The 11520-nt window shown below is 36.5% G+C and carries 10 protein-coding genes; all 10 read left to right on the plus strand.

The features are described from left to right. Nucleotides 1–198 precede the first annotated feature (198 nt). The 10 genes from yceD (at nt 199) to dnaE (ending at nt 11405) form a co-directional block, all read left to right on the plus strand. Nucleotides 199–708 carry a 23S rRNA accumulation protein YceD gene (yceD, locus tag RAM17_RS02815; RefSeq protein ID WP_086320900.1) on the plus strand — a complete coding sequence of 170 codons (510 nt, stop codon included), beginning with the start codon at nt 199–201 and terminating at the stop codon, nt 706–708. A gap of 4 nt (nt 709–712) precedes the next feature. Beyond that, nucleotides 713–880: a 50S ribosomal protein L32 gene (rpmF, locus tag RAM17_RS02820; RefSeq protein ID WP_025316508.1), complete on the plus strand. Its 168-nt coding sequence runs from the start codon at nt 713–715 to the stop codon at nt 878–880. Between the two features lie 33 nt (nt 881–913). Continuing rightward, complete coding sequence (plsX, locus tag RAM17_RS02825; RefSeq protein WP_110448551.1) at nt 914–1960, plus strand: phosphate acyltransferase PlsX; 1047 nt, start codon at nt 914–916, stop codon at nt 1958–1960. A gap of 4 nt (nt 1961–1964) precedes the next feature. Then, nucleotides 1965–2918 (plus strand): beta-ketoacyl-ACP synthase III, encoded by a 954-nt coding sequence (locus RAM17_RS02830; protein ID WP_110448550.1) that lies wholly within the window; start codon nt 1965–1967, stop codon nt 2916–2918. A gap of 35 nt (nt 2919–2953) precedes the next feature. Next, nucleotides 2954–3889, plus strand: a complete 936-nt coding sequence (fabD, locus tag RAM17_RS02835; protein WP_110448549.1) for an ACP S-malonyltransferase — start codon at nt 2954–2956, stop codon at nt 3887–3889. Nucleotides 3890–3907: 18 nt separating this feature from the next. Beyond that, a complete protein-coding gene (gene fabG, locus RAM17_RS02840; RefSeq protein WP_110448548.1) occupies nt 3908–4642 on the plus strand; it encodes a 3-oxoacyl-ACP reductase FabG in 735 nt (244 codons plus the stop codon). 150 nt (nt 4643–4792) lie between these two features. Next, entirely contained in the window at nt 4793–5026 is a 234-nt protein-coding gene (gene acpP, locus RAM17_RS02845) for an acyl carrier protein (protein ID WP_025316503.1), read from the plus strand. 158 nt (nt 5027–5184) lie between these two features. Next, on the plus strand, nt 5185–6429 hold the full coding sequence (fabF, locus tag RAM17_RS02850) for a beta-ketoacyl-ACP synthase II (protein ID WP_065614599.1): 1245 nt from the start codon (nt 5185–5187) through the stop codon (nt 6427–6429). A 237-nt stretch (nt 6430–6666) separates the two neighbouring features. After that, a complete protein-coding gene (locus RAM17_RS02855) occupies nt 6667–7758 on the plus strand; it encodes a glycerol dehydrogenase (protein WP_110448547.1) in 1092 nt (363 codons plus the stop codon). Between the two features lie 167 nt (nt 7759–7925). After that, complete coding sequence (dnaE, locus tag RAM17_RS02860; protein WP_110448546.1) at nt 7926–11405, plus strand: DNA polymerase III subunit alpha; 3480 nt, start codon at nt 7926–7928, stop codon at nt 11403–11405. Nucleotides 11406–11520 lie beyond the last annotated feature (115 nt).

The raw sequence follows: 11520 nt of genomic DNA on the forward strand, positions 1-11520 counted from the left end.
CCCCGTTCCTCAAAATTTTTTGTTAAGAAATAAGTAAAATTATAATTATAAATATTTAAGAAATAATCAACAATTAAAACAAATTATCATGTGCTTGCCCATTGACGAAATGGTGATTTAAAGGTATTATGCGCGCCTTATGGCTTTGTGTGGTTTTTAGCTGCACTTAATAATTTTTAAGGTAGGCATGCATATCTTATGCAAAATAAATTACCATTAACAATTGACCCAATCAAAGCAGCACAAAAAAGACTTGATTATGTTGGATATTATCCAGCAAAAAGTGCAACAAGGATTGAAAGTCCAAAAAGTGATATCGAATGTCATTTGTCTTTTGATTTTGATGAGCAAAGACTTTGCGTTATCACTATTGATGCAAAAATGACGCTAGAACAAATTTGTCAGCGTTGTTTTAAACCTTTTATCACTGAAGTTCATGTGATGAATAAATTTAGTCCTGTTAAGAGCGATGCTCAAGCAGAGACATTACCGGAACATTATGAACCCGTTTTAGTTAACGAGTTTGGTGAAGTAGATATATTAGCGTTAATTGAGGACGAAATTATTCTCTCATTACCAATTGCGCCGGTGCATGATAGTAAACACTGCGAAGTGTCAGAGGCAGATATGGTGTTTGGTGAAATTCCTGCTGAGAATGAAAAACCAAATCCATTTGCAATTTTAGTTAGTTTAAAGAATAAGGGGTAAATCCATGGCTGTTCAACAGAATCGTAAAACTCGTGCAAAACGTGGTATGCGTCGTTCTCATGATGCATTAACTGTTGCTAATATCTCAGTTGATGAATCAGGTAAAACTCATTTACGTCATCACGTAACCGCTGATGGTTATTATCGCGGTCGAAAAGTGATTTCTAAATAATTAATTAGTAATTAGAAATCTTCAGGTGACATTTTGGATAATCTAACCATTGCGTTAGATGCTATGAGCGGGGACTTTGGTCCTCGTATTGTTGTTCCTGCTGCAATTCAAGCATTACATCATTATCCAAATCTTTCTATCTTTCTTGTTGGTGACATAAAGGAAGTTAGATTTTTTTTATCTAAAGAAAATACCAAGCTAGTTACCCAGTACCAAGAAACTGGTCGCTTGATGGTGACAGAATCAACATCTATCATTACTAATGATATGAAACCTTCTTATGCGATTAGGCATAGTCAAGGTTCGTCAATGAGAATTGCATTAGAGTTAGTAAAAAATAATAAAGCTCAAGCTTGTGTTAGTGCTGGTAATACGGGTGCGCTGATGGGGTTGTCTAAGTTATTATTACATTCTCTAACCGGTATTGATAGACCAGCATTAGTTGCCACCATTCCGGCGTTAAATAATCAAAATACTGTGGTACTTGATTTGGGAGCAAATGCTGAATGTGATAGCGATATGCTGGTTCAATTTGCTATAATGGGTGAAATACTAGCAAAATCGGTTCTTCATATTGAAAATCCTCGTGTTGCTTTGCTTAATATTGGTGAAGAAGACATCAAAGGATTGGATAAAATTCGTGCTGCTGCGTCTATTTTGAAAGCTAATCATCAAATTAATTATATTGGTTATTTAGAAGGTAATGAGCTATTAACTGGTAAAACAGATGTATTAGTTTGTGACGGCTTTGTTGGTAATGTGACTTTGAAAACGGTAGAAGGGTTAATTAAAATTTTTCTATCTTCGTTCAAAATGCTTTTAGGGCACAACTCATTAGTTATGAAGTTTTTGAGTAAATGGCTGCAAAGAAAATTAGTAAAAAATTTTGGTTATTTAAACCCTGGGCGATATAATGGCGCGTGTTTACTTGGTCTTCAAAGTATTGTGATTAAAAGTCACGGTAGTGCCAATCAAAAATCATTTTTTGCAGCAATAGAGCAAGCTATTTTAGCTATCGAAACAAATATACCAGAGAAGATTGCCAATAGCCTTTCTTCTGCACTACCCAAGAGCGAATAATTCGATGTATACAAAAATATTAGGAACAGGAAGTTATCTTCCAAAACAAATAAGAACTAATGCCGATCTTGAAAAAATGGTGGATACTAGTGACGAATGGATAACTACTCGTACGGGTATTAAAGAAAGAAGGATAGCTGCACCCGATGAAACTGTTACTAGTATGGCCTATGAAGCGGCGATTAAAGCTATTGAAATGGCGGATATTGATAAACAAGAGATTGGTTTGATTATTGTTGCAACAGCAACGTCTGCTAACGCTTTTCCTAGCTCGGCTACAGAATTACAAGCTAAATTAGATCTCGGTGATGTGGTTGCCTTCGATGTGTCGGCAGCTTGTTCTGGATTTATTTATGCATTAGATATTGCTGATAAATATGTAAAAAGTGGTGTAATAAAATATGCCTTAGTTGTTGGTTCTGATATGTTAACTCGTGGTGTTGATCCAACAGATAGAGGTACAATTATCATTTTTGGTGATGGTGCTGGAGCAGTTGTGGTTGGTGCTTCTGAAGAGCCAGGTATTATTGCCTCTCATTTACATGCCGACGGCCGTTATGGTGAATTATTAAAATACCCATATGTTGATCGCCGTTCACTTAATGATCCTCTCTATATGACAATGCAAGGCAACGATGTATTCAAAATTGCAGTCAAAGAACTTTCTAATCTAGTTGATGAACTTTTAACCGAAAATACATTCAATAAATCTGATTTAGATTGGTTAGTGCCACATCAAGCTAATTTACGGATTATTTCAGCTACAGCTAAACGTCTTGATATGGATATGAGTAAGGTGATTGTTACACTTGATAAACAAGGAAATACGTCTGCTGCATCAGTACCTTGTGCATTAGATACAGGTGTACGAGATGGACGTATTAAACGTGGGCAACTAATTTTATTAGAAGCTTTCGGTGGCGGCTTTGTTTGGGGCTCAGCACTCGTTAGATTTTAATTTTATAAATTATTTAGGTAATCAAGGATTTCAAAATGACCAAATTTGCAATGGTATTTCCAGGACAAGGCTCACAAGCTGTTGGTATGTTAAAAGATCTTGCTGAAAATTATCCAGTTGTGAAATCAACTTTCGATGAAGCATCACAAGTATTAGGTTATGATTTATGGACTTTAGTTCAAGCTGGTCCAGCTGAAGAATTAAATAAAACTTGGCAAACACAACCGGCATTACTTGCTGCATCGGTTGCGATTTACCGAGTTTGGCAAAGTATTAATGGCCCTCAACCAGAATTTATGGCTGGTCACAGTTTGGGTGAGTATTCAGCATTAGTATGTGCTGGTGTGATTGATTTTAAAGATGCTATTAAATTAGTCGAGTTACGTGGTAAATTAATGCAAGAGGCAGTGCCAAGTGGTACTGGTGCAATGTTTGCTATTATTGGTTTAGATAACGATTCAATTAAAAAAGCATGTGAGCAAGCGGCTCAAGGTCAAATTGTTGCGCCAGTTAATTTTAATTCACCAGGCCAAGTTGTTATTGCTGGTAATAAAGAAGCTGTTGAACGTGCTGGTGCTCTTTGTAAAGAGGCCGGCGCTAAACGTGCGTTACCATTGGCGGTAAGTGTTCCTTCTCATTGTGCATTGATGAAACCAGCCGCTGATAAACTAGCGACAACTTTAAATAACATGACGTTTAATCCACCTCAATTTGCTGTGATTAATAACGTTAATGTTAAAGTTGAATCATCGGCAGATAATATTAAAGCGGCATTAATAGCCCAGTTATATAGCCCAGTTCGTTGGACTGAAACGGTTGAAGAAATGGCAAAACAAGGTGTAACACTATTAGTTGAGATGGGTCCAGGTAAAGTTTTAACGGGCTTAACTAAACGAATTGTTGATTCATTATCAGCTTGTGCTGTTAATGATAAAGCGTCATTAGATGTTGCAATTGAAAATACTAAATAGAATACAAAAGGGGTAGTTATGAACCTATCAGGAAAAATTGCTTTAGTAACTGGTGCAAGCCGTGGAATTGGAAAGGCCATTGCAGAAAAATTAGTTGCATGTGGTGCAACAGTGATTGGTACTGCAACGACAGAAAAAGGCGCACAGGCCATAAGTGAATATTTAGGCTCTAACGGAAAAGGTTTGGCACTAAATGTAACTGACGAAGCATCTATTGAATCAGTTATTAATGCAATTAAAACGGAGTTTGGCGATATTGATATTTTAGTTAATAACGCAGGTATTACCCGTGATAATCTATTAATGCGAATGAAAGAAGACGAATGGCAAGATATTTTAAATACTAACTTAACATCAGTTTTTCGTTTATCAAAAGCATTAATGCGTACTATGATGAAAAAACGTTATGGTCGAATTATTACTATAGGCTCAGTTGTAGGTACTATGGGTAACGCTGGTCAGGCTAATTATTCTGCAGCAAAAGCCGGATTAATCGGATTTAGTAAATCTTTGGCACGTGAAGTTGCATCTCGTGGTATTACAGTTAATGTTGTTGCACCAGGATTTATTGCAACTGATATGACAGAAGCACTAACGGATGAGCAAAAAGCGTTAACATTAGCGCAAGTACCAGCAGGACGTTTAGGTGAACCGGCTGAGATTGCTAATGCGGTGGCATTTTTGGCTTCTGATGAAGCATCTTACATTACAGGTGAAACTTTACATGTCAATGGCGGCATGTATATGGTGTAATTGATCAGAATAGTGTAAAATGAACCAATAATTTGAAGTTTTGAACAAAAAATAAGCAATTGGGTTGAAAAATGATTGGCATCTTTTTCAACATTTTATAAACTTACATTCACCGCCACTTTCGGCGATATTTATAGGAAAAAAAAGAGTATGAGCACTATTGAAGAGCGAGTTAAGAAAATTATTGTTGAGCAACTTGGTGTGAAAGAGGACGAAGTTAAGAATGAATCTTCTTTCGTTGAAGATCTTGGCGCTGACTCTCTTGACACAGTTGAATTAGTTATGGCTTTAGAAGAAGAATTTGATACAGAAATTCCTGATGAAGAAGCTGAAAAAATTACAACTGTACAATCAGCAATTGATTATATTACTGCAAATCAATAAGGTTAGCAGAGTTTTCACAATAGGCGGTCAAATGATCGCCTAGTTTTTATTTATGTCTCTATTTTTATAGAGTGAATTTGACATAATTTAATTCTGAAAACTCATAATAAAATTTTCAATGATTCAAATTTCATTTCAATCCTTTTCTGGAGGACAATGTGTCTAAACGCAGAGTTGTTGTTACTGGAATGGGCATGATATCTCCATTAGGTAATACAGTTGAGTCTACTTGGCAAGCTTTATTAGCAGGTCAAAGTGGCGTAGAACTTATAGAACACTTTGATACAGCCCCTTTTGCAACCCGCTTCGCAGCGATGGTTAAAGACTTTAATGGTGAAGATTATAATATTTCACGTAAAGATGCTCGTAAAATGGATTATTTTATCCAATATGGTATTGCTGCAGGTATGCAAGCAATGCAAGATGCTGGCATTGAAGTTACTGAAGAAAACGCAGAACGCATCGGTTGTGCTATCGGTTCAGGTATTGGTGGACTAGGATTAATTGAAGAAAATCATAGTGCATTAGTCAATGGTGGACCTCGTAAAATTAGCCCATTTTTTGTGCCATCAACAATAGTCAATATGATTGCTGGTCATTTATCAATTATCTACGGATTAAAGGGGCCAAGTATTACTATTGCTACCGCTTGTTCATCGGGCGTGCATAATATTGGTCATGCTGCACGTATGATTGCTTATGGTGATGCCGATGCAATGTTAGCCGGTGGTGGTGAAAAAGCTAGTACACCATTGGGTATTGGTGGTTTTGGTGCTGCACGTGCATTATCAACAAACAATGATAATCCTAAAGCTGCTAGTCGCCCATGGGATAAAGATCGTGATGGTTTTGTGCTTGGTGATGGTGCAGGTATCATGTTCTTAGAAGAATATGAACATGCTAAAAAACGTGGCGCTAAAATTTATGCTGAGATCGTTGGTTTTGGTATGAGTGGCGATGCTTATCATATGACTTCACCTCCAGAAAATGGTAGTGGCGCAGCATTAGCTATGAAATGTGCTATTCGTGATGCAGGTATAACGGCTGAACAAGTTGGATATATTAATGCGCATGGTACGTCAACTCCGGCTGGCGATAAAGCAGAAACGCAAGCAGTTAAAAGTATTTTCCAAGAAAATGCTAATAAAGTAATGGTAAGTTCAACTAAATCAATGATTGGGCATTTATTAGGTGCTGCTGGTGCTGTTGAATCTATCTTTACGGTGCTTGCATTACGTGATCAAGCTGTTCCACCAACAATTAATCTTGATAACCCTGATGAGGGTTGTGATCTGGATTATGTTCCACATACAGCTCGTCAAGTGAAAAACTTAGAATATGCGCTTTGTAATTCATTTGGTTTTGGTGGTACTAACGGTTCAGTTTTATTCAAGAAGATCTAATCTTTTTCTTCCCATCACAATTAAGTGATGGGAATCACTTATTCTATTATCTTTTTTTTGATAATACACTTCACAGATTAAAAAATGTGGCATATACCTCATTTTTAAAAATATTTAGTAGCTTAATATTAATAAAAGCGTATGTTTTAACTTAATACATGGATAAAAAATATTTTGCTGAATAATGGTAATAAGATTTATCTATGCAGGATTTTTTAATTTTTAGGAGCTGTTATTATGATTACTACTGCACTTTTCCCCAATCGATACATTCAAGGCTTTAATGCAATTGAAAATAGTTTAGGCGAAGAATTAGCGAGACTTGGAAAAAAAGCGTTATTGCTTGAAAGTCCATCTGCCCACAAAAATTTATCTAAAACTATCGAAAAATCACTATCAGATAAGATTGAAAGTGTCGTTGATATTTTTAACCGAGAATGTAGTGATGAAGAAATTACAAGAATAATTGAGTTAGCCAAATCTCAAAACATTGATGTGATTGTTGGTATAGGTGGAGGGAAGGTTATTGATACAGCGAAAGCTGTAGCCGCAACTATTCATTATCCTTGTGTTGTTGTGCCAACGCTTGCCTCAACAGATGCACCTTGCAGTGCTTTATCAGTAATTTACACTTCAACAGGTGAATTTAAACGCTATTTTGTGTTACCAAGAAATCCTGATGTTGTTTTAGTTGATTCAAAAGTTATCGCTAATGCTCCTGCAAGATTTTTAGTTGCAGGTATGGGCGATGCTTTAGCAACTTGGTTTGAAGCCGAAGATTGTAGGCAATCAAAAGCAGGGAATATGAGTGGGCGACCTGGCCCAATGACCGCATTTGCGCTAGCAAAATTTTGTTTTGAAATATTGTTAAAATATGGTGTACAAGCTAAAAATGCCTGTGAACAAAAAGTAGTAACCTCAGCACTGGAACATGTGATCGAAGCTAATACGTTACTTTCTGGATTAGGATTTGAAAGTGGTGGCCTTTCAGCTGCACATGCCATTCATAATGGATTTACTGCATTAGAAGCGACACATGATTACTGGCATGGTGAAAAAGTGGCGTTTGGTACACTTGCTATGTTAATGTTAATTGATAGTGATCCACAAATGATTGAAACCGTTTATGATTTCTGTCAGTCCGTTGGGTTGCCAATCACATTAGCAGAAATTGGCTTAGCTAATGTTAGTGATGATGACTTAATGCAAGTGGCAATTTTAGCTTGTGCGCAAGGTGAGTCAATTTATAATTCTCCTGCTGAAATCAATCCCGACACAGTATTTGCAGCAATAAAAGCTGCAAATGCTGAAGGTTTACGACGCAAATAACATTTCGCATTTATCTACACTAATTTGATTAACGTCCGTTGTTTTATAACGGACGTTTTTGTAATTGATTAGTTGGTATATTTAGTGATAAATAAAGACAATAAGAATATTCATATGGTTTATGCTATAATTGTGGCTAATTTTCTGGGTAATTATTTTTGGTAAATATGACTGAACCTAAGTTTATTCATCTTCATTTACATAGCGATTTTTCAATGATTGATGGCATAGCTAAAGTAGGTACTTTAGTTAATGAAGTAAGCAAGTTGCAAATGCCTGCTTTTGCCATTACTGATTTTACCAATCTGTGTGGACTGGTGAAGTTTTATGGTTCAGCAATGGGTAAGGGCATCAAACCGATTATTGGTGCCGATTTAGCCGTTAAAAATTCACAATTAAGTGATGATGTTTATCGATTAACATTGTTAGCAGCAAACAATGAAGGCTATCAAAATCTTACATTATTAATCTCTAAAGCTTACCAGCGTGGCTATATTGGAGATATGCCGGTTGTTGATCAGGAATGGTTAAGGTCACATCGCGATGGTTTAATTATATTAGCTGGTCGTGACAGTGATATAGGTATTGGTATTATTCGCGATAATCAGGAAATTATTGAAGATGCAATTAACTTTTATCGAGAAAATTTTAATCAACACTTTTATTTTGAATTAGTTCGCACTAATCGGCTTAATGAAGAATTATTTATTCATAGCGCCATTCAGCTAGCTGAACAATATTCCTTACCTGTTGTGGCGACTAATGATGTGCGATTTTTGAAATCTTCGGATTTTGAAGCTCATGAAATTCGAGTTGCTATTCATGATGGTAATACACTTGACGATCCTAATAGACCGAAAAATTATTCTGCTGAACAGTATTTGCGTACTGAACAAGAGATGTGTGATTTATTTTCAGATATTCCAGAGGCATTAGAAAACAGCGTAGAAATAGCTAAGCGATGTAATGTTACTATAAGGCTTGGTGAATATTTCCTACCGCAATTTCCTACTGGTGATATGTCGACGGAAGATTTTTTGGTACATAAATCTCGAGAAGGTTTAGAGGAGAGATTAGAATTTCTTTTTCCTGATCCGGAAGAACGAAAACAAAAACGTTCACAATATGATGAGCGATTAGAAACAGAATTAAACGTAATAAATCAGATGGGGTTTCCGGGTTACTTTTTGATCGTAATGGAATTTATTCAATGGTCGAAAGATAACGATATTCCCGTTGGTCCTGGACGTGGTTCAGGGGCAGGATCACTGGTTGCGTATGCTTTAAAAATAACTGATTTAGATCCATTAGCATTTGATTTACTGTTTGAACGTTTTTTGAATCCAGAACGGGTTTCTATGCCGGATTTTGATGTCGACTTTTGTATGGAAAAGCGTGATATGGTTATTGATCACGTTGCTGATATGTATGGTCGGGATGCGGTATCTCAGATTATTACCTTTGGTACTATGGCTGCTAAAGCGGTTATTCGTGATGTAGGGCGAGTACTTGGCCATCCTTATGGATTTGTTGATCGTATATCAAAATTAATTCCTCTTGATCCTGGTATGACCTTAGCTAAAGCATTTGAAGCTGAACCACAATTGCAAGAGCTTTATGATAATAATGAAGAAGTTAAGTCTCTTATTGATATCGCAAGACAGTTGGAAGGTGTTACTCGAAATGCGGGTAAACATGCTGGAGGTGTCGTAATATCACCAACTAAGATTACTGATTTTTCTCCTATTTATTGTGATCCCGAGGGGCTCCATCCTGTAACTCAATTTGATAAAAATGATGTTGAATATGCAGGACTGGTTAAATTTGACTTCTTAGGATTACGCACCTTAACCATTATTGACTGGGCGATTAAAATGATTAATGAGCGCCAGTTAAGGGATGGTAAGCCAACAGTTGATATTACTCGTATTCCATTAGATGATGAAGAATCTTTCCAATTATTATTAAAGGCTGAAACAACTGCGGTCTTCCAATTGGAATCGCGTGGTATGAAAGATTTAATCAGGCGGTTAAAGCCCGACTGTTTTGAAGATATGATCGCTTTAGTTGCTTTATTTCGACCGGGGCCGTTACAGTCAGGGATGGTGGATAATTTTATTGACCGTAAGCATGGACGAGAAGAAGTATCTTATCCAGATATCAATCACCAACATGAATCTCTTAAACCAATATTAGAACCAACTTATGGCATAATTTTATATCAAGAACAAGTTATGCAAATTGCCCAAACACTATCTGGTTATACTCTAGGTGGCGCAGACTTGTTACGACGAGCGATGGGTAAGAAAAAACCAGAAGAGATGGCTAAGCAGCGTTCTGTTTTTAAAGAAGGTGCGGAAAAGCAAGGCGTTGATGGTGAACTTTCAATGCATATTTTTGATCTGGTTGAAAAATTTGCTGGTTATGGCTTTAATAAATCTCACTCTGCTGCTTATGCACTTGTTTCCTATCAGACTTTATGGTTAAAGACACATTATCCGGCTGAATTTATGGCTGCAGTAATGACTGCTGATATGGACAATACTGATAAAATTGTTGGTTTAGTTGACGAATGTCTACGAATGGGGTTGCAAGTTAATCCTCCTGATATTAATAGTGGTCTTTACCATTTTCATGTGAATGATAAAGGTGAAATTGTTTACGGTATTGGTGCTATAAAGGGAGTAGGGGAAGGCCCAATAGAAGCTATTGTTGAAGCTCGTAATAGCGGTGGTTATTTTAAAAATATCTTCGAGCTTTGTGCTCGAACGGATATGAAAAAAATTAATCGTCGAGTGTTAGAAAAATTAACTATGGCTGGTGCTTTTGATAAACTAGGACCACATAGAGCGGCTATTTTACATAGTATCAATGATGCCATGCAAGCGGCAGATCAATATGCTAAAGCGCAGAATATTGGTCAAGAAGATATGTTTGGCGTCCTTGCTGAAGAGCCAGAACAAGTTGAGCACGCATATGCCGCTGTACCTGAATTACCAGCACAAGTTTTACTTGATGGTGAACGTGAAGCATTAGGACTTTATTTAACCGGACATCCGGTTACCCAATATTTAAAAGAACTCAATCGATATTCTGGAGGTGTTCGTATTAGTGAGGCAGCACCTACTGGATGGGGAAAAATGGCTACTTTTGCCGGTATAGTTGTTGATGCCCGAGTTCGGATTACCAAAAAAGGTAATAAAATTGGATTATTCACTTTAGATGATAGGTCAGGACGAATTGATGGCATGCTTTTCTCTGAAGCATTAGATAAATTTGGGCATTTACTTGTAAAAGATAAAATTTTAATTGTTTCTGGTCAAGTAAGTCATGATGATTTCAATGGTGGCTTTAAATTATCTGTGCGAGACATTGTTGACTTAAAAGATGCTCGGGCTAAATATGTTAAGGGGTTAGCTATTACATTAACTGATATTGAGGTTAATCGGACAATCCTACAAAGGCTTCAACAAATTATAGAACCTTATCGACATGGTAGTGTGCCTGTTAATTTATATTATCAAAGAGAAGACTCCATCGTACGCCTGCAATTTGGTACCACTTGGCGTATAGTACCTGAAGATGCATTAATAATAGAACTAAAAACCTTACTAGGTAATGAACGTGTGAATTTTGAATTTGATTAATTAAGTTATATTAATCGAATAAGTAATAAAAAATCTGGGCTATTTAGATGTAAAGATTTAAATAAACATTAAAGGTGCTATTTAACCTGTTTAAGTGTATTAATAATAAATATTG

The organism is Gilliamella apis, from assembly GCF_030758615.1.
In the GTDB taxonomy this organism is placed as follows: domain Bacteria; phylum Pseudomonadota; class Gammaproteobacteria; order Enterobacterales; family Orbaceae; genus Gilliamella; species Gilliamella apis_A.

Excerpts from the sequence above, each read along its gene's own strand:
- yceD (WP_086320900.1), top strand. The coding sequence starts at position 199 with ATGCAAAATAAATTACCATTAACAATTGACCCAATCAAAGCAGCACAA.
- rpmF (WP_025316508.1), top strand. The coding sequence starts at position 713 with ATGGCTGTTCAACAGAATCGTAAAACTCGTGCAAAACGTGGTATGCGT.
- RAM17_RS02830 (WP_110448550.1), top strand. The coding sequence starts at position 1,965 with ATGTATACAAAAATATTAGGAACAGGAAGTTATCTTCCAAAACAAATA.
- fabD (WP_110448549.1), top strand. The coding sequence starts at position 2,954 with ATGACCAAATTTGCAATGGTATTTCCAGGACAAGGCTCACAAGCTGTT.
- fabG (WP_110448548.1), top strand. The coding sequence starts at position 3,908 with ATGAACCTATCAGGAAAAATTGCTTTAGTAACTGGTGCAAGCCGTGGA.
- acpP (WP_025316503.1), top strand. The coding sequence starts at position 4,793 with ATGAGCACTATTGAAGAGCGAGTTAAGAAAATTATTGTTGAGCAACTT.
- RAM17_RS02855 (WP_110448547.1), top strand. The coding sequence starts at position 6,667 with ATGATTACTACTGCACTTTTCCCCAATCGATACATTCAAGGCTTTAAT.
- dnaE (WP_110448546.1), top strand. The coding sequence starts at position 7,926 with ATGACTGAACCTAAGTTTATTCATCTTCATTTACATAGCGATTTTTCA.